Origin of the sequence: Neptuniibacter sp. 2_MG-2023, from assembly GCF_030547495.1 — a bacterium.
GTDB lineage: Bacteria > Pseudomonadota > Gammaproteobacteria > Pseudomonadales > Balneatricaceae > Neptuniibacter.
The window spans coordinates 127,228-145,920 of the sequence record NZ_JAUOQC010000006.1 but is presented as its reverse complement, the minus strand read 5'-3'; the positions used below and the strand labels follow the sequence as shown (position 1 = coordinate 145,920).

Below are 18,693 nucleotides of genomic sequence, written 5' to 3'. Positions count from 1 at the left end.
AAGATGAAGGGAAAAACCATGAAAAAAACAGCCATCGCTACATGTGTTGCAGCGGCTCTAGCAATATCATCTCCTGCATTTGCGGACGTTGCAGAAGAATTAGCAGCAATGAAAGCGCGCATCGCACAGCTTGAATCTCAGCTAGCGACTCAGCAAGCTACTATAGCTAAACAAGGAACTACATCTAATACCTCTGGTGGTTTTGCTGATAACGTAAGCGTTTCAGGTGCGTTAGAAGTTCTTGCAACTCACTCTGAAGAAGACGGCGGCAACAGCACAAATGATGTCCTGCTTGACACTTTTGAGTTAGGCATTGAAGCTAAAGTTAACGAAAACGTAACGCTTTCTTCATTAATTGAATATGATTCAGACGCTGAAAAACTAGACGTAACTGAAGCTTACGCTGTAATTGGTGCACCAGATAGCAACCTATCCCTTACTGTTGGTAAAGCACCAGTTCCATTTGCTGTTATTAACAGCAACTCATGGACTGATCCACTAACTGACGATGCTTTCGATATCAAAGAAGGTATGGCGATGGTTAGCTGGGGTAACGATAGCCTAACACTAGACGCTTATACTTTTAATGGCGCAGAAGATGGCGATACCCTTGATACTATTGGTTTAGGCGCAGATTTCGCTGTAACTGAAGGCTTGTCTTTTGGTGCGGGTTACCTAAGCGATGTTGCTGACCTAAACGGCCTTCCAGCAGGCGATGCATGGCGTGTAAACGGCCTATATGAAGTCGGTGCTCTAGCACTGTCTGCAGAATATATTGATATTGATGCTGACAACACATCTATTGACCCAACCTTCCTACACCTAAATGCAGGTTATGCAACTAACGTGTTTGGTGCTGACGGTCAAATCTTTGCAGGCTATAGTGAAACAGATGATGGCCAGAATGTTGTAGACCTAGCGGAAGAACGTATTGTTCTAGGTGTAGAGCGCTCATTCGGTGAAAATGCGTCTGTTGTTGCAGAGTATGTTCGTGAAGAGTCATACAGCAATGAAGAAACAGATACGTTAAACCTTGTACTTGTAACAGAGTTTTAAACCACAAGGTTAACTGTTTCCAAGCAGTGAACTAAGTAGATCTGCAGTAAAAAACTGCTATTTACTTCGTAGTGTGACAGACCGGCATTGAATCCCCCTTCTATCATCAATGCCGGTCGTCACAATTCGGTATAACCTTAGTGACAATGAAACCATTGCACTAATAGCGTGCATAGTATCGGTAAAATGCTAAGCATGGAACTAGCTAGCAACAACTTTTACCTATTTTAAGCATAAGGTATGAAGCCTAATCGGCTTTAGCACTGGATATTTCACGTAAACGCTTAACCACTTGGGCATTAATACTGCGCTGAGTAAACGTACCATCCTCTTTAAGCTTACCGGCTTTACGCCCCATCAAGACTTCTAAACATTGATCCACGTGGGAAACTGCATAAACAGAAAACTCCCCTTGTCTCACCGCTTCAACCACTTCAGCTTTTAACATTAAATTACGAATATTTGCCTTAGGGATAACCACCCCCTGTTCGCCATTCAAGCCTCGAGCCTTACATAGATTAAAGAAACCTTCTATTTTCTCGTTTACACCGCCAATTGCCTGCACTTCACCATACTGATTGATTGAACCAGTGGTTGCATAATTTTGACTGATTGGAATATGGGTAAGTGCTGAGATTAAAGTACAAACCTCCGCTAATGAAGCGCTATCACCATCAACATAGCCGTACGATTGCTCTAGAGCTATGCTCGCGGACATCGCCATAGGGAAATCTTTAGCGTACTGATTACCCAGGAAACCACTGAGGATAAGCACCCCTTTCGAGTGAATAGGCTGACCTAAAGTCACCTCCCGCTCAATATCCACAATACCGCGATTACCGGGATATACCGTCGCAGTAATACGTGCAGGTGTACCAAATGCCACATCACCCACTTGAAGTACAGTTAAGCCATTGGCTTTACCTATAGCCTCACCTTCAGTATCGATCAATACGGTCTCTTCTACGATACCCTCTTCAATCTTCTCCGCCATACGTGCTGTGCGACGCTCTTTCGCATTCAATGCCATCTCCACATGATCAGCATTGATTAGCTCATCTTCCTCCTTGATCCGTTTAAAATCCGCTTCACAGAGCAGATCTACTAACTCACCAATATGAGCCGATAACAGCGCTTGATTTTGAGCCTGCCGAGAACTATGTTCCACCAACCGAGCTACCGCTCGACGAGTTAAAGGCGCTAAACCTTCTTCATCCGCTAAGGTTTTCATCAAACGGGCATAACTACGCACCATCTGTGGAGTTCGCTTTACATCCTCATCAAAATCGACCACAACACGAAACATCTTTTCAAAATCATGGTCGAGTTCTTGTAGTAAGTAATAAATATCTCGAGAGCCCACAAGCACAATCTTTACTGTCAAAGGCACCGCTTGCGGCAAAAGTGTAATAGTACTAATCCCTGTATATTCACTGGCAGGGCTTTCTATACTTATCTCGTGGGATTTCAGTGCACGCTTCAAAGCGCCATAGACAAAAGGCTGTTCTAATAGCTTTTCCGCCTCCATAACCAAATAACCGCCATTAGCCTGATGCAATGCACCAGAACGAATAAGCTTGTAGTTGGTCGACAGCGCACCCATCTCCGTATTGTATTCAACGCGGCCAAATAGATTCTCATAACTCGGATGAGCCTCATAAACAACGGGAGCGCCTTTGGTTTTAACATTATCAACTAGCAGATTAACCCCATAATTGCTTTCCATATAGTTACGTCGGGCAGCATCAGTTACGGGCTCTAGAACCTTGTCATCACCGACAATTTCACTACAGTTTTTAACCAACGAGTTTTCCATCTCAGCCAAATAGTCCATGGCTGCAGAGAGATTGGCATATTTCTCTTTAATCGGTTGGAATAGGGGGGAGATCGCTTCTCTAGTTGTGTCTCGATCAAGATTTTTTAACTTTTCAGCCGCTTCACGACGCCATTGAGGCAAGCCAGTTAGCGCTTCATTTAGCTGATCTTCTAACTCAGAAATAGCTCTAGTAAATCCAGCTCGCGCCTCTTCAGTTAGCTGAGAAAAAGCTGCCTCATCCATTGCCTGCCCATCAGCAACAGGAGTAAACCCTATAGTCCCGGCATCTCTATAGACAGCAATACTATGTTCACGCGCTTCGCGCTCAACGGCATCAATCGCATGATCATAATAACGATTAAAATCGCGCTCGATTTTACTTTTCTTACGCTGGTAAGTTGGGCTTTCAAACGCCGCGGGCATCTCCGTTAAAGCGCCCTCAATAATATGTTTAATATCACGCTTAAACTGCTGTGCCTTCCCGGCGGGAAAACTGATGGCCAAAGGATGGCGATTATCTTTTAAATTATTAAGGTAGATCCAATCGGTCGGTTTCTTCTCTTTTTTGGCAACCGCTTTTAGGTTTTCCATCGCAAAAGAGAAACGTCCAGTATGAGGCGTTCCCATAACAAACAGGTTATAACCTGGACGGCGCATACCAATACCAAATTCCATCGCCTCAAGCGCCCGATCCTGCCCAAAAAAGCCGGTAAAAGGTTCAAGTGTTGATGTGGTTTTAAAAGGTAGTAGTTCAGGATCACAGCTGCAATAGAGCTGCTCAGTGGATAGTCGGGTTTCCGTTACCATATGGCGCTCCCGCTGATGACTGGGGTCATTAAGAAATCACAATTTTTACCTGTGTTTCTTGAAGTTATACCCCCCAGAAGCGCCGCTTGCAAGCTCTGATGGAAAAACAAGGAAAGATAACAGTTGTATTAAAATCAATCAGTTAATAGATTACGAAGCTGTTTAATTACCGACTGAGAATCAGGTTCAATTCCGCGCCATATTTGAAAGGATTGTGCGGCTTGTTCAACGAGCATACCTAATCCATCAATTGATTTTTCTGCGCCTTTATCTAAAGCCCACTGACAAAAAGCAGTAGGGGAGGCGGAATACATCATGTCATAGCACCAAGCATGATCAGCTAAAACAGAAGCAGGAATGGGAGGCACTTCTCCCTGAAGGCTCGCAGCGGTCCCATTGATAATCAAATCAAAACATTGTCCATCCAATGTATCAAATCCAGATCCGGAAACATTACCTAAATGAGCAACCAGTTCGGCCAATTCAACCGCTTTTGAAGCGGTTCGGTTTGCAATCACTAATCGCTGTGGCTTCTGCTCTAAAACAGGCTGTAACACGCCCCTCACCGCACCACCAGCACCAAGAATAAGAACCCGCTTACCTTCAATCTTGCCGCCATGGTTACGAATAATATCTCGCACCATACCTATACCATCAGTGTTATCACCACAGAGCTGCCCCTGCTCATCGCGATAGAGAGTATTCACTGCTCCGGCAAGTTCTGCACGAGGGGATCGCACGGTAGCTAACGCCCAAGCTTCCTGCTTAAAAGGTATAGTTATATTCAACCCCCGCCCATCGCCGGATAAAAATGACTCAACAGTTTCAGCAAATTTATCTTCCGCTACAGCAACCGCCTCATAGGTCAAATCTTGACCTGTATTTTCAGCAAAAGCCGTATGAATCTGCGGTGATTTTGAATGCGTTATAGGGTTGCCAAAAACGGCATAACGATCTGTCATATATCTGGACTCTTTACATTGCTTGAGTAATGTTAAACATTCAACCAATCTGTAGGCTTTAAATAACGATCATATAACACAGATTCTTCAGTGCCTGCTTCTGGTTTCCAATCATAGCCCCAACGCACTTCAGGAGGCAGTGACATTAGAATTGACTCTGTACGCCCACCAGACTGAAGGCCAAAAAGTGTCCCACGATCATAAACAAGGTTAAACTCAACATAACGTCCACGACGATGCAGTTGGAAATCACGTTGACGCTCGCCGTACTCTTTATCTTTATTACGCTCAATAATTGGGATATAAGCTTTACTATAAGCGTTACCAATAGATTGCATCAGAGCAAAGCTTTTTTCGAAACCATACTCATTCAGGTCATCAAAAAACAATCCACCTATACCTCTTGGCTCATCACGATGCTTCAGATGGAAATACTCATCACACCATGTTTTAAAGTGTGGATAGATATCCTCGCCAAACGGGTCACATGCATCTTTAGCTGTTTGATGCCAAAATTTACAGTCTTCATCATTGCCATAGTAAGGCGTTAAATCAAAACCACCACCAAACCACCAAACAGGATCTTCCCCTTCTTTTTCTGCAATAAAGAAGCGTACGTTAGCATGCGAAGTAGGGATGTAAGGGTTTTTTGGGTGGATGACCAAGGAAACACCCATCGCCTGAAAGTTACGTCCGGCCAACTCAGGCCGATGCGCAGTAGCCGAGCCCGGTAACTTATCACCAAAAACATGGGAGAAGTTTACCCCGCCTTTTTCAATGATGGCTCCATCCGCTAATACTCGAGTCCGACCTCCGCCGCCGGTTTCACGCTGCCATTCGTCCTCAAAGAATTCACCACCGCCATCAACCTTTTCAAGGGCATCACAAATAGCGTCCTGAAGGCTTAATAGATATTCTTTTACAGCTTCGATATTTGGGGCGGACATAGTACTCACTCACTTATATATTCAGACCCTAACGATACGGTCCGATTTTAAATCTTTAATTTGGGTTGGCTGAGACAATCCGCCTAAACAACCAGGCAAAACATAATCAAGCTCACTGCCGAAGTAAGTATTTACTCTCAATATATCTTTTGCAGGACAATGAGCTGAAGGATTAGCAGAAGTTGAAACGATGAAAGAACCGTAAGTTTCAGTTAACTTTTTAACAAGTAAGTGATCGCTCACTCTCACAGCAACCGAACTATGTTTTCCTTTAATCCATCTGGGGATTATATCTTTTTTGTCCGGTAAAACCCACGTATAAGGCCCCGGCCAACTAGCCGTTACTTTATCGTATTCTTCCGCACTGAGGTCATCTAACAGAAATTGTATTTGAGACAGGTTGCCCGCAACCAAAACAAGCCCTTTATCGACAGGGCGTCGTTTAATTTTGAGCAGGTGGGAGACTGCGTCTTGGTTAAAAGGGTCACACCCTAATCCCCAAACCGCTTCGGTAGGATAGGCGATAACACCTCCGTGTTCTATCGCCCGAACAGACTGATGGATATGCCACCAGTTTAAATTCTGATTACAACTCACCGTTCTGTAGCTTTTCCTGCAGTGCTGCATCTTTTGCAACAATGGAATCAGTATTAGCTTGTCGCTCTTGCTTTAAACGTTCCGCAAGATCAGCATCCGCTACAGCCATAATCTGTGCACCAAGGTAGGCTGCATTTTTAGCGCCCGCTTTACCAATAGCAACTGTAGCAACAGGAATGCCACCCGGCATCTGAACAGTAGAAAGTAACGCATCTAAACCATCAAGTGATGAATTAATTGGCACACCAATCACTGGTTTAGTTGTATTCGCAGCTACGGCACCTGCTAAATGAGCAGCCATTCCGGCAGCACAAATAAAAGCTACAGCACCACGAGCATCAGCATCTTTAACATAATCATGTGTCTGAACCGGAGTACGGTGTGCAGAGCTAACTTTAATTTCGAACGCAACGTCCAATGAGCGCAATACGTCAACCGCAGCGGTCATTACAGGTAGGTCAGAATCCGACCCCATTAGAATAGCAAGGAATGGTTTGCTCATGTCTCTCTCGGATAGTTAGGTTAGGATGCTGAACACTAAATGTTCAAAGCCCGCTTTGCAACAACTGTTAGGTCATAGATATAGACGAAAAATATATAGAAAAATCGACTGATATTCCTTTTTATTTCATGTTAGGCAAACCAAACTCTTTTAGCACTTAATATAGCCACCCTCTCTTTGCTCTATCACTCCTTTTAATTCCATAGAGACAAGTAGCTGACTCAACTCAGCAATGCTTAAACCACTTTGAACACTTAGCGCATCTATACAACAAACCTCATAACCTATCTGTTCTAAAACGCGGCTTTCAGCGCCACTCAACTCAACCATTAAATTATTCTGGGCACTGCTGTCTAGGTTTACGCTATCTTGCTCAAACTCCTCATTTAGATAACAACCTAATAAGGGCGCAAGTTGGTCAACCATCTCTTGCGCTGTTTCTACCAATGCAGCCCCCTCTTTAATTAACAAGTGGCAACCTCGACTTAAAGGATTATTTAATGGACCCGGCAGCGCAAAAACCTCTCGACCATGCTCCATTGCCATTCTAGCCGTAATTAAAGATCCGCTTTTCGGAGCAGCTTCAACAACCAGCACACCTACGCTCATACCACTAATTAAGCGATTCCTTTTTGGAAAATGGGGCGCTATAGGAGGGGAGCCCAAGAAAAATTCACTTACCCAAGCACCTCCATTTCTTAAAATATCTACAGCTAATGATCGATTTCGGGCGGGATAGATCCGATCAATGCCGGTACCAAAAACAGCGACAGTAGGCTTCTCAATATCAATGCACGCCTTATGGGCCGCGGCATCAACCCCCAAAGCCAATCCCGAATTAACAACAACGCCATTTTTGGCGAATTCTAAGGCAAACCTATAGGCTTGCTTTAAACCACTTACAGACGCGCTCCTGCTACCGACAATCGCTATCTGGGGTAAATTAAGTGCTTGAATATTCCCACGAACAAACAAAATAGGAGGAGGATCATAAATTTCACGAAGTAATTGGGGATAATCAGAGTGGGTGATAGGTAGGATATGTGCGTCATCAAACGATGCTTGCCACTGCGAAGCAGTATCTATAGCTTGATGAACAAGACCTTGAGAGGAGCACTGATATTCACACAGCGCATCTACAGTTTTCTGTTTAAGACCTAGCCGCTGCCATTCGATTGAAGATGCGTTAAGAAGCTTTTCAGGCGTCCAGCCTTGCTCCCATAACGCTTTAATCGAAGCCGGCCCAAGACTGGGCAGAGCTGCAACGGCGATCCAGTCCCTTGGATCTGCCGTCATTTTTATTTCCTTAAATTATGGTTGGCGCAAAGTATCGCCAATAGAAACGACATCTGTACTTTGCATAACTAAACCATAGCTTACTTTTTCGAATACTTTAAACACCATCAATTCGCCCGAACGTTCACTAGGCAAAGTGACGAACTCTTTAGTCACAGGATCCTTAAGACGCTCACCTTTACGGTAAATAGCAAAAACATGCCCAGGCTCTAAACCTTCACGTACACCGCGGTTAATGGCGACAGCATTGAACTGTCCGCCATCTCTAACACCACCAAGCACTTTAAGAATTTTACCTTCAAGACCATCAGGAGAGGGTTGAGGATAAAAGATAGACTGTATACGAACCTCTTCGGTCGGTACTACTCGATCCAATACTCGAATCTCTTTTTTAGATTTCACAACATCAAGGGTAATAACATCGTCTGTGTGTGTTTTCACATCAGCATCAGCTACCTTAGTTAGCTCGAAACCTAATACCTCTTCCGTATCAGGGTCTACGTATTCACCATCTGCACGATAGATGCCTTGTCGACGCTGCTCTTCTAACAAACTACCTCGAGCATAAATACGATCGCCCGCACCGGCGATGATGCGTGCACTTTTACCACCTAATACATAAGGAGCATCCTTTAGAATATCTTCCTCTAACACACGGTTATCATTCAAAAAGCTGATGATGTCGCGTAGAGGTATCGCAGGGATAGCCTGATCTAGCGGAGAGGTTCGCGCACGAGGATAGATACCACTATCTCGACGAACACCAAGACGAGGCTTACCATCTACCCATGTTAAGTAGATAACATCACCAGGATAAATAAGGTGTGGATTATCAACTTGTGGGTTTACGCCCCAAACCTCTGGCCATTTCCAAGGGCTTTGCAGAAAGCGCCCTGATATGTGCCATAAAGTATCACCTTTAACTACCACGTATTCTTGTGGATAATCATCACGAAGAAGCAAACTATCCTCTCGTGTTTCAGCACTAACATGCGTAATAGAAAGCACCACAAAGGCAAGTAATCCACATAACAATTTTTTCATGTCCAGTTCCCTTATTACCCCAAGCTATAAAACTATCAAGCTAACGAGGTAACGACAATGCATTGAGCGTTCTAATCAGTATAATAGGCAGAATAATATTTTTCGCTATCGATCTCGACATATTATTTCGGCCAATCTGCTGAAAAATCGAGAAATTTGATTAGAAACAAAGTTACTTTCTTTCTAACGTTAGCATGTATCAATGATAGATACCTGCTGGATAGCCTCACACAACTGTAGAATAGACATTAAATCATGGCAATATTAACCATTCTAGAATACCCAGATCCTCGCCTGCGCACTATCGCAGAACCTGTAGAAACGGTTGATGATGCCGTACGTGCTCAAATTGATGACATGCTCGAAACTATGTATGCCGCCCCCGGCATAGGTTTAGCAGCAACGCAGGTAAATATTCATAAGCGTATTGTTACTATCGATATCTCAGAAGAACAAAACGAGCCTTTAATTCTGATTAACCCTGAATTTGAAATACTTGAAGATGAGTTACACAAATATCAGGAAGGCTGTTTATCTGTTCCCGGCTTCTATGAAGATGTGCAGCGCCCACAAAAAGTTAAGTTAAAAGCTCTAGATTACAATGGTGAGCCATACGAACTTATTGCAGACGACCTTTTAGCGGTTTGTATTCAACATGAATTAGATCATCTAAATGGCAAGTTGTTTGTAGATTACCTTTCCATGCTTAAACGAAACCGCATTAAAGGTAAGCTTGAAAAACAGCACAAAATGGAAAAGCACGCGTAAGCGCGATCGACTACACTCTATTCTCAGGCTTGCGCTTAACAGCGCAGGCCTGTTTTATTTAATTTGGATAACTTTTTTATGGCTAACACCCCACTTCGTATCGTCTTTGCAGGAACGCCAGACTTCGCCGCGTACAATTTACAAGCGCTGCTGGATAGCGACCACCAAGTGATAGCGGTGTATACCCAGCCTGATAAAAAAGGAAAACGCAAAAACCAGATGGCACCAAGGCCGGTTAAAGACCTTGCTCAAGCCCATAACATCCCTGTTTTTCAGCCCACCAGCTTAAAAACCAAGGAGGAACAGCAAGTACTCGCTAACCTTGAAGCCGACATTATGGTTGTTGTTGCTTATGGAATGCTCTTGCCACCCTCCATATTAGAAACTCCCCGTTTAGGCTGTATTAATGTGCATGGCTCACTTCTGCCACGCTGGAGAGGTGCCGCCCCTGTAGAACGCTCTATGTTAGCCGGTGATGCAGAAACCGGTGTCACCATCATGCAAATGGATGAAGGTTTAGATACCGGTAACATGCTTTTGAAAGCCGCAACACCTATAAATGAAACAGATACAGCAGCGTCCCTTTTTGATCGTTTAAGTGGCATAGGTGCAACCGCCTTAATCGAAACATTAAACGGCCTATGTGAAGGAAACATTGCTGCTGAAATGCAAGATAATGAGTTAGCAACTTATGCCCACAAGCTCAGCAAAGAAGAGGGCGTGATCGACTGGAACCAATCAGCAGAAGCTATTGATCTAAAGATTCGCGCATTGAGCCCACGTATAGCGGTTACTTTCCAGCTAAAAGGTGAAACAATTAAGTTGCTTGAATGCGAACGACTAGATCAACAAGGTGTAGCAGGACAAATTCTTCCCTCTGATAAAAAAAGCATCGTTGTTGGCTGCGGGGAAGGGGCTATCAAAATCAAGATGCTGCAACTCCCCGGTAAAAAGCCTATGGATGCAGCTTCAGTACTCAACTCTAAACGTGAACAGTTTAGTGCTGGCGTACAACTAGGATAACTATAATGACATCCAATGTCCGTGCCTTAGCCGCTCAAGTGTTGACTCCTTTATTGCAGAACAAAGGTTCGCTCAACACCCAGCTCCCCGCTATTGAGCGACGCTGCCCAGAGAAAGATCGCGCCTTACTTCGCGAACTCTGCTATGGCACTATGCGTCACCACCCACAGTTAAATTGCATAATAAAACTGCTTCAAAATCGCGCTTTCAAATTTCGCGATATAGATATTAAAGCGATTGTGCTTCTAGGTTTATACCAACTTCAACATACACGTATTCCCGCCCATGCAGCCATCAGTGAAAGTGTTGAGGCTTGTAGGGATTTAGATAAGGAGTGGGCGGGTAAAGTTGTGAACGCCATTTTACGCCGTTTCCAACGGGAACAAGAGGAGTTGATCGACTCATTATCAGACAACGAATCTTACCAATTTAACCACCCCGAGTGGATGATCGCTAAATTAAAAAACAACTGGCCGGATCATTGGCAACAGATCCTACAAGCCAACAATGAACAAGCACCTCTGACGTTAAGAATCAACGCACTCAAAACAGATAGAGAAAGCTATTTAACTCAGCTTGAACCCATCGTTGATGCAGAGAAAACCGAATTTAGTCCCACAGGAATTCGCCTCTCCACCTCATTAAATATTGAATCACTGCCCGGTTATGAGGAAGGCGCCTTTAGTGTGCAAGATGAGGCGGCCCAACTATCCGCCCAACTACTAGATTTGCAGGCAGGTCAAACCGTTCTCGATGCTTGCGCGGCCCCAGGTGGAAAACTATGCCACCTGTTGGAAAGCGAACCCGCTCTAGCCTCCGTTGATGCCGTAGAACTAGAAGAGAGAAGAGCAGGGCGAATCGAAGAAAACCTAGAGCGCTTAGATTTAGATGCCAATGTAATTATTGCTGATGCTTCACATCAAGAGTGGTGGGACGGAACGCTCTACGATCGAATTCTATTAGATGCACCCTGTTCAGCCACCGGCGTTATTAGACGCAATCCAGATATTAAATATTTACGCCAAGGTGAAGATATTCATGAAACATCTAAACTACAATTATCTATCTTAGAAAACTGCTGGTCGATGCTCAAACCAGGCGGAAAATTACTCTATGCAACTTGCTCCATTTTCCCGCAAGAAAATGAGCGACAGATAAAGCGCTTTATTGCACAAACAGACAATGCAACAGAGATAAAAATTGATGCACCTTGGGGAATTGCCCGCGAGCATGGACGTCAATTATTTCCACAAATCAATCGCCATGATGGTTTCTATTATGCACTGCTGGAAAAACAGAGTAAGCTCGACTAAAACGGCGACTCTACCGCCTCTAGCAGCAGTAAAAGGCTGATAATGAAGATTATTATTCTAGGTGCCGGGCAAGTTGGCGGCACACTGGCTGAGAATTTAGCCCGAGAAGATAACGACATCACCGTCGTCGACACAGACACGAATCGACTGCGAGAGCTTCAAGACAGACTCGATATTCGTACCATCGAAGGCAAAGCCTCATACCCAACGGTGCTGGAACAGGCCGGTGCGGTAGATGCTGATATGTTGATTGCAGTTACCAACTCTGACGAAGTTAATATGCTCGCCTGTCAGATTGCACAAACACTGTTCAACACGCCAACAAAGATCGCTCGTGTTCGCGAGCATGATTACCTCAACAAAAACCAGAAGATTTTTGGCGAAAAAGGCATCCCTATTGATGTAAAAATCAGCCCTGAATTTCTAGTTACCAAACATATCAAACGCCTCATTCAGCACCCAGGCGCACTGCAAGTACTCGATTTTGCCGATGGAAAAGCACAACTTGTAGCAGTAAAGGCTTACTATGGCGGCCCACTGGTAGGACGCGAAATATCTTACCTTCGTGCACATATGCCCGCCGTTGATACCCGCGTTGCAGCCATTTTCCGTAGTGGTAGTCCTATTATCCCTAAAGGGGATACAGTGATTGAAGCAGACGATGAAGTCTTCTTTATCGCTGCACGAAAAGATATTTTGGCAGTAATGAGCGAGCTACGCCGTCTCGATAACCCCTATAAGCGCATTATCATCGCCGGAGGCGGTAATATAGGTGCCCGCTTAGCGGAATCTATAGAAGATCGCTACCAAGTAAAGATTATTGAACGGAACCTCGAACGCTGTAACAAACTGGCCCGCACCTTAGATAAAACCATTGTACTTCAAGGAAGCGCCTCCGATAGAGAGCTTCTAATCGAAGAGAATATCGAAGATACCGATGTATTTTGCGCTCTGACTAACGATGATGAGGCCAATATCATGGCCTCAATGCTCGCAAAGCGCCAAGGTGTTCGCACAGTAATGACCCTTATCAATAACCCCGCTTATGTAGATTTAGTACAAGGCGGCGCCATAGATATTGCCATATCCCCCCAACAAACAACTATTGGCGCACTGCTAACCCATGTGCGACGAGGTGATGTTGTTGCAGTACATGCTTTACGACGAGGCGCGGCAGAAGCCTTAGAGGCGGTTGCCCATGGGGACAGCTCATCCTCAAAGGTGGTAGGCAAAGCTATCGAAGAGATCAAGCTACCTGAAGGTACGACCATTGGAGCTATTGTTCGTAACGATCAAGTACTTATTGCTCACGATGATGTTGTCGTTGAAAGTGGCGACCACGTGATCTTATTCCTTGTCGACAAACGACGAATTAAAGAGGTTGAGCGACTTTTCCAAGTTGGCTTAACTTTCTTCTAAGCGGTAATTGATCAAATGCATTACAAAGTAATTCTGCGCATTCTTGGTATTTTGCTGATGATATTCAGCTTTTCCATGTTGCCGCCTTTAGCTATCTCATATATTTACGCGGACGGCGCTGAGTTCGCATTTATCGCTGGTTTTTTTATCACACTAATAACCGGGTTTATTATCTGGATTCCGGTTTACCGCGTTAGACAAGACCTCCGCACACGAGATGGATTTTTAATTACGGTACTCTTCTGGGCAGTATTGGGTTTTTTCGGGGCCTTTCCTTTTATGATCACCGAGGATCCCCACCTCTCTTTCGTTGATGCAGTGTTTGAATCTATGTCCGGTTTAACAACCACCGGAGCCACCGTTATAACCGGTATTGATTATCTTCCTAAATCAATCCTCTTCTATCGCCAACAACTCCAATGGTTAGGCGGTATGGGTATCATCGTATTAGCGGTGGCGATTCTGCCAATGCTGGGTATCGGGGGCATGCAGCTATACAGGGCAGAGATACCCGGGCCGGTAAAAGACTCTAAACTTACGCCGCGTATTACTGAAACAGCCAAAGCCCTTTGGTATATCTATCTATCCCTAACAATCGTTTGTGGCGTAGGTTATTGGCTAGCAGGCATGGACGTATTTGACGCGGTGAGTCATAGCTTCTCCACCGTCGCGATTGGTGGATTCTCAACCCACGATGCCAGTATTGGTCACTTTGATTCAGTCACTATAGAACTGATCTGCGTATTCTTTATGATTGTCTCCACCGCTAACTTTGGCCTGCATTTCTTTGCTTGGCGCCAACGCTCTATCAGCCACTATTTAAAAGATCCTGAATTCAAGTTTTACCTTTCAACATTGGTCGGTATAACAATAATTGCCCTTATAGCCTTAATCGTCACCAACACTTATGAGCCTGCAGAATCTCTCCGTAAAGCGTTGTTCATGGTTGTCTCTATAGCCACAACAACCGGCTTCGCGACTGCTGACTTTGCCCACTGGCCCGTCATGCTGCCATTCCTTCTCTTCGTCGCCACCTTTGCCGGCGGCTGTGCAGGCTCAACCGGCGGCGGTATGAAAGTAATACGTGTTTTACTTATCCTCAAACAGGGTTATCGTGAGATTCAACGTCTCGTTCACCCGAACGCGATCATTCCCGTTAAACTAGGCAAAAAGCCCGTATCCGATCGCGTATTAGAAGCGGTCTGGGGATTTTTCTCGGTTTATATGATCGTATTCGTTGTCATGCTACTTGCATTACTCGCTACTGGTTTAGATCAAGTAACAGCCTGGTCTGCCGTAGGTGCAACCTTGAACAATTTAGGTCCGGGTCTAGGTGGCGTTTCAACCCATTACGGTGACTTAAATCAGCCAGCAAAATGGGTGCTTTGTTTTGCAATGCTGCTAGGGCGATTAGAAGTATTCACACTGCTTGTATTATTTACACCTATATTCTGGAAACGATAAGTAACCTGTAAAATAGATTTTAAGTTATTAAAAAGTTGAGACCTAAACCATGCGTTATACCGTATACCTTTCTGGCGAAATTCATTCCGACTGGCGTGACCAGATCAAAAAAGCTATTAATCAAAACGGCCTACCGATCGACGTCTTAACACCAAACACAGACCATGAATCAAGTGATGGCTGCGCTACCGAAATTTTAGGCCCAGAAGAGTCCAATTTCTGGACCGATCACAAATCAGCAAAAATGAATACTATGCGCCACATGACCGCTATCAAACGCGCAGATATAGTGATTGTTCGTTTTGGCAATAAATACCGCCAATGGAATGCAGCCTTTGATGCGGGCTTTGCGATTGCTAATGGAAAATCACTTATTGTGGAACACGCTCCAGAACTAACCCATCCACTCAAAGAGATCGATGCCTGTGCTCATGCCGTTGCAGAAAACACTGAACAGGTTATTGAGACCCTTAAATACCTCTGTTTAGATTACTAATTTTCTACCTTGAGATTGGGCAGACTTTAGTTCTGCTCAATCTTTTCACTAAAAAACCCTTTTTATCCCATCTTCTCTGCATTCCTAAGACCGATTGATCATTTTTTGTTGTATAATTGCCGGCTAATTTTTCGGCCAATTTTACAATGGTGAACTCTGTGACTGATAAGGCAACCCCAGACGTAAGCACATTTCAGGGGCTGATCCTTGCTCTCCAGGAATACTGGGCAGAGCAGGGCTGTGTGATCGTACAACCGCTTGATATGGAGGTTGGTGCTGGCACCTTCCACCCATCTACTTTTCTTCGTGCTATCGGACCAGAAACTTGGCGCGCGGCTTATGTTCAGCCAAGCCGCCGACCAACCGATGGCCGTTATGGTGAAAACCCTAACCGTCTTCAGCATTACTACCAATTCCAAGTTGTACTGAAACCATCCCCAGATAACATTCAGGAGCTTTACCTTGGCTCTCTCCGACATATGGGTGTAGATCTAGGTATTCATGATGTTCGTTTCGTAGAGGACAACTGGGAATCACCAACACTGGGCGCTTGGGGCCTTGGTTGGGAAGTATGGCTTAACGGCATGGAAGTGACTCAGTTCACCTACTTCCAACAAGCCGGTGGGCTTGAATGCTATCCCGTTACTGGTGAGATCACCTACGGTTTAGAACGTATTGCCATGTATCTGCAGAATGTTGATAGCGTATACGATCTTATTTGGGCTAAAAACTCAGATGGTACAGTGGTTACTTATGGCGATGTATTCCACCAAAACGAAGTTGAGCAATCTACTTATAACTTCGAACATGCCGATGTACCTAAACTATTTGAACTGTTCGACCATTGCGAAGCTGAGTGTAACAAGCTACTTCAACTTGAAAAGCCGTTACCTCTACCCGCTTACGAACAGGTTCTTAAGGCATCTCATACCTTCAATTTATTAGATGCTCGCCATGCGATCTCAGTAACTGAACGCCAACGTTTTATTCTACGTGTACGTACTTTGGCACGTGAAGTTGCAAACGCATATTTCAATACGCGTAAAGAACTTGGATTCCCGCTAGCACCTGAAGCAATTCGTCAGGAAGTACTGGCTAACTGCGAGGAGAGCAAATAATGTCACATCAGGATTTTCTCGTAGAACTAGGTACTGAAGAGCTACCACCTAAAGCACTTAAAACGCTGTCTAACGCGTTTACCCAAGGCATTACCTCGGGTCTAAAAGAAGCGGGTGTAGGTTTTGGCGACGTTAAAAGCTACGCTTCACCACGCAGACTTGCTGTACTGATTAGCGCACTAGATGAGAAACAGGCCGACCGAGATATTGAGCGTCGCGGCCCATCAGTGAAAGCACCAGAAAAGGCTGTCGAAGGCTTTGCCCGTTCTTGCGGTGTTAGCGCCGATCAGTTAGAAACCATCTCAACGGATAAAGGTGATTACTTCAACTTCCGCAATACAGAAGAGGGGAAAGCAACAGCACTTCTTCTTCCAACCTTAGTTGAAAACTCACTAAACAAACTACCTATCCCTAAACGTATGCGTTGGGGTTCTTCACGGGTTGAGTTTGTCCGTCCGGTTCACTGGCTAGTGATGCTATTAGGCGATGACGTTATTGATTGTGAAATTCTAGGGCTTAAATCAGGGCGCAAAACCCGTGGTCACCGATTCCATTACAACAACGATATTGAGTTAATCACGCCATCTGAATATGCGGCAACGCTAAAAACACCCGGCATGGTCATTGCGGATTACGAAGAACGTCTTGAACTAATTCGCCAGCAAGTCATTGCTGAGGGTGAAAAAATCAGCGCCACTGCTCAAATAGATGAAGATCTACTGGATGAAGTAACCGCACTGAATGAGTGGCCCGTTGCTCTAACCGGTCGTTTTGAAGAGCGCTTTTTGGATGTACCTGCGGAAGCACTGATCTCTTCAATGAAAGAGCATCAGAAATATTTCCATCATTTAGACAGCGAAGGCAAGTTGCTACCGAACTTCACAACCATCTGCAATATCGTTTCAAACGATCCGCAGCAGGTTATAGAAGGGAATGAAAAAGTTATTCGTCCACGTCTATCCGACGCGGCATTCTTTTTTGAGACCGACAAGAAGAGCACGCTTGAGTCCCGCGTTGAAAAATTAAAAAGCATTGTCTTCCAGAAAGACCTTGGCACTCTGCATGATAAAGCGTCACGTATCAGCACCCTTGCTGGTAAAGTGGCTTCCGTACTAGGTGAAGATCAAGCCAAAGCAGAACGGGCAGGGCTTTTAGCAAAAACCGATCTAATGACAGATATGGTTTATGAGTTCACCGACCTGCAAGGGCTAATGGGTTACCACTACGCGCTAAACGATGGCGAAGATAAAGATGTTGCGCTGGCTCAAAACGAACAATACATGCCACGCTTTTCGGGTGATGAGTTACCAGAAACAGCACCCGGCATCGCTGTAGCCATTGCGGATCGCCTGGACACCCTAACAGGGCTTTTTGGTATCAATCAGCCACCGACAGGATCTAAAGATCCTTTTGCTTTACGTCGTGCAGCTTTAGGTGTTCTACGTATTATTGTGGATCGCAACCTTGATTTAGATCTTCGCGAACTATTAACTATCGCTGCCAACAACCACACAAGCTTACCGGCTCGTGATGGCTTGGAAGATAAAGTTCTCGACTTTATGCTTGAGCGATTCCGCGCATGGTATGAAGATGTAAACATCAATGCCGAAGTGTTCTTGGCTGTACTGGCAATCAAACCTACACGTCCGTTAGATTTTGATCGTCGCGTCAAAGCCGTGAATCATTTCCGCAGCCTAACAGAAGCCAACGCATTGGCAGCAGCTAATAAGCGTGTATCCAACATCCTTTCCAAACAGGGTGTAACTGGCATATCTGATGTTAATCCAGCTCTTCTATCTGAAGCAGCAGAGAAGTTGTTAGCAAGCGCAATTGATGCACAGAAAGCAGTTCTAGCGCCACTATTTGCCGAAGGTAAATATCAAGAAGCCCTAGAATCACTAGCAGGACTTCGCGCGCCTGTTGATGCATTCTTCGAAGACGTAATGGTTATGGCTGATGACGAGGCGGTTAAAAATAATCGTCTAGCACTGCTTAGTCAGCTTCGCGCTCTATTCTTGGGTGTAGCAGACATCTCCGTTCTCGGATAAGACTCCGCACTCAGTTA

General features: G+C 44.8%; 16 protein-coding genes. 9 read left to right on the top strand and 7 right to left on the bottom strand.

Going from position 1 to position 18,693, the window contains the following annotated elements; translation table 11 throughout:
- Positions 1 to 18 precede the first annotated feature (18 nt).
- Positions 19 to 1,056, top strand: a complete 1,038-nt coding sequence (locus tag Q4486_RS07975; RefSeq protein WP_303519003.1) for an LbtU family siderophore porin — start codon at positions 19 to 21, stop codon at positions 1,054 to 1,056.
- A 247-nt stretch (positions 1,057 to 1,303) separates the two neighbouring features.
- Here the strand turns inward: Q4486_RS07975 and Q4486_RS07970 are convergent, their stop codons facing one another.
- The 7 genes from Q4486_RS07970 to Q4486_RS07940 form a co-directional block, all read right to left on the bottom strand.
- Positions 1,304 to 3,679 carry a Lon protease family protein gene (locus tag Q4486_RS07970; protein WP_303417335.1) on the bottom strand — a complete coding sequence of 792 codons (2,376 nt, stop codon included), beginning with the start codon at positions 3,677 to 3,679 and terminating at the stop codon, positions 1,304 to 1,306.
- A gap of 134 nt (positions 3,680 to 3,813) precedes the next feature.
- Positions 3,814 to 4,641 (bottom strand): shikimate dehydrogenase, encoded by an 828-nt coding sequence (gene aroE, locus Q4486_RS07965; RefSeq protein ID WP_303417337.1) that lies wholly within the window; start codon positions 4,639 to 4,641, stop codon positions 3,814 to 3,816.
- A 32-nt stretch (positions 4,642 to 4,673) separates the two neighbouring features.
- Positions 4,674 to 5,588, bottom strand: a complete 915-nt coding sequence (gene hemF, locus Q4486_RS07960; RefSeq protein WP_303417339.1) for an oxygen-dependent coproporphyrinogen oxidase — start codon at positions 5,586 to 5,588, stop codon at positions 4,674 to 4,676.
- Positions 5,589 to 5,609: 21 nt separating this feature from the next.
- Entirely contained in the window at positions 5,610 to 6,185 is a 576-nt protein-coding gene (locus tag Q4486_RS07955) for an L-threonylcarbamoyladenylate synthase (protein ID WP_303417342.1), read from the bottom strand.
- Positions 6,175 to 6,687, bottom strand: a complete 513-nt coding sequence (gene purE, locus Q4486_RS07950) for a 5-(carboxyamino)imidazole ribonucleotide mutase (protein ID WP_067868572.1) — start codon at positions 6,685 to 6,687, stop codon at positions 6,175 to 6,177. Before purE ends, Q4486_RS07955 begins: the two co-directional genes overlap by 11 nt.
- A 150-nt stretch (positions 6,688 to 6,837) precedes the next feature.
- Positions 6,838 to 7,983: a DNA-processing protein DprA gene (dprA, locus tag Q4486_RS07945; protein WP_303519002.1), complete on the bottom strand. Its 1,146-nt coding sequence runs from the start codon at positions 7,981 to 7,983 to the stop codon at positions 6,838 to 6,840.
- 15 nt (positions 7,984 to 7,998) lie between these two features.
- Entirely contained in the window at positions 7,999 to 9,027 is a 1,029-nt protein-coding gene (locus Q4486_RS07940) for a LysM peptidoglycan-binding domain-containing protein (protein ID WP_303417347.1), read from the bottom strand.
- 255 nt (positions 9,028 to 9,282) lie between these two features.
- Here Q4486_RS07940 and def point away from each other — a divergent pair, with 255 nt between their 5' ends.
- From def to glyS, 8 genes are all read left to right on the top strand, one after another.
- Entirely contained in the window at positions 9,283 to 9,795 is a 513-nt protein-coding gene (gene def / locus Q4486_RS07935; RefSeq protein WP_303417349.1) for a peptide deformylase, read from the top strand.
- A 78-nt stretch (positions 9,796 to 9,873) separates the two neighbouring features.
- Positions 9,874 to 10,818 carry a methionyl-tRNA formyltransferase gene (gene fmt, locus Q4486_RS07930; RefSeq protein WP_303519001.1) on the top strand — a complete coding sequence of 315 codons (945 nt, stop codon included), beginning with the start codon at positions 9,874 to 9,876 and terminating at the stop codon, positions 10,816 to 10,818.
- Positions 10,819 to 10,823: 5 nt separating this feature from the next.
- Positions 10,824 to 12,131: a 16S rRNA (cytosine(967)-C(5))-methyltransferase RsmB gene (rsmB, locus tag Q4486_RS07925; protein ID WP_303518999.1), complete on the top strand. Its 1,308-nt coding sequence runs from the start codon at positions 10,824 to 10,826 to the stop codon at positions 12,129 to 12,131.
- 42 nt (positions 12,132 to 12,173) lie between these two features.
- A complete protein-coding gene (trkA, locus tag Q4486_RS07920; RefSeq protein ID WP_303417355.1) occupies positions 12,174 to 13,550 on the top strand; it encodes a Trk system potassium transporter TrkA in 1,377 nt (458 codons plus the stop codon).
- Positions 13,551 to 13,565: 15 nt separating this feature from the next.
- Positions 13,566 to 15,014 (top strand): TrkH family potassium uptake protein, encoded by a 1,449-nt coding sequence (locus Q4486_RS07915; protein ID WP_303417357.1) that lies wholly within the window; start codon positions 13,566 to 13,568, stop codon positions 15,012 to 15,014.
- Between the two features lie 49 nt (positions 15,015 to 15,063).
- Positions 15,064 to 15,510, top strand: coding sequence for a YtoQ family protein (locus tag Q4486_RS07910; protein WP_067868591.1), 447 nt, complete (start codon positions 15,064 to 15,066; stop codon positions 15,508 to 15,510).
- 146 nt (positions 15,511 to 15,656) lie between these two features.
- The gene (gene glyQ, locus Q4486_RS07905; protein ID WP_303417360.1) at positions 15,657 to 16,628 is read left to right on the top strand and encodes a glycine--tRNA ligase subunit alpha; all 972 of its coding nucleotides are present in this window, start codon (positions 15,657 to 15,659) and stop codon (positions 16,626 to 16,628) included.
- Positions 16,628 to 18,676: a glycine--tRNA ligase subunit beta gene (gene glyS, locus Q4486_RS07900; protein WP_303518997.1), complete on the top strand. Its 2,049-nt coding sequence runs from the start codon at positions 16,628 to 16,630 to the stop codon at positions 18,674 to 18,676. The genes glyQ and glyS overlap by 1 nt, the downstream gene beginning before the upstream one ends.
- Positions 18,677 to 18,693 lie beyond the last annotated feature (17 nt).

What these genes read in the sequence shown, in the direction of transcription:
- purE (WP_067868572.1), bottom strand. Translation starts at nt 6,687, where the DNA reads ATGAGCAAACCATTCCTTGCTATTCTAATGGGGTCGGATTCTGACCTA.
- dprA (WP_303519002.1), bottom strand. Translation starts at nt 7,983, where the DNA reads ATGACGGCAGATCCAAGGGACTGGATCGCCGTTGCAGCTCTGCCCAGT.
- rsmB (WP_303518999.1), top strand. Translation starts at nt 10,824, where the DNA reads ATGACATCCAATGTCCGTGCCTTAGCCGCTCAAGTGTTGACTCCTTTA.
- hemF (WP_303417339.1), bottom strand. Translation starts at nt 5,588, where the DNA reads ATGTCCGCCCCAAATATCGAAGCTGTAAAAGAATATCTATTAAGCCTT.
- fmt (WP_303519001.1), top strand. Translation starts at nt 9,874, where the DNA reads ATGGCTAACACCCCACTTCGTATCGTCTTTGCAGGAACGCCAGACTTC.
- def (WP_303417349.1), top strand. Translation starts at nt 9,283, where the DNA reads ATGGCAATATTAACCATTCTAGAATACCCAGATCCTCGCCTGCGCACT.
- glyS (WP_303518997.1), top strand. Translation starts at nt 16,628, where the DNA reads ATGTCACATCAGGATTTTCTCGTAGAACTAGGTACTGAAGAGCTACCA.
- trkA (WP_303417355.1), top strand. Translation starts at nt 12,174, where the DNA reads ATGAAGATTATTATTCTAGGTGCCGGGCAAGTTGGCGGCACACTGGCT.
- Q4486_RS07915 (WP_303417357.1), top strand. Translation starts at nt 13,566, where the DNA reads ATGCATTACAAAGTAATTCTGCGCATTCTTGGTATTTTGCTGATGATA.
- Q4486_RS07940 (WP_303417347.1), bottom strand. Translation starts at nt 9,027, where the DNA reads ATGAAAAAATTGTTATGTGGATTACTTGCCTTTGTGGTGCTTTCTATT.
- Q4486_RS07970 (WP_303417335.1), bottom strand. Translation starts at nt 3,679, where the DNA reads ATGGTAACGGAAACCCGACTATCCACTGAGCAGCTCTATTGCAGCTGT.
- glyQ (WP_303417360.1), top strand. Translation starts at nt 15,657, where the DNA reads ATGGTGAACTCTGTGACTGATAAGGCAACCCCAGACGTAAGCACATTT.
- aroE (WP_303417337.1), bottom strand. Translation starts at nt 4,641, where the DNA reads ATGACAGATCGTTATGCCGTTTTTGGCAACCCTATAACGCATTCAAAA.
- Q4486_RS07910 (WP_067868591.1), top strand. Translation starts at nt 15,064, where the DNA reads ATGCGTTATACCGTATACCTTTCTGGCGAAATTCATTCCGACTGGCGT.
- Q4486_RS07975 (WP_303519003.1), top strand. Translation starts at nt 19, where the DNA reads ATGAAAAAAACAGCCATCGCTACATGTGTTGCAGCGGCTCTAGCAATA.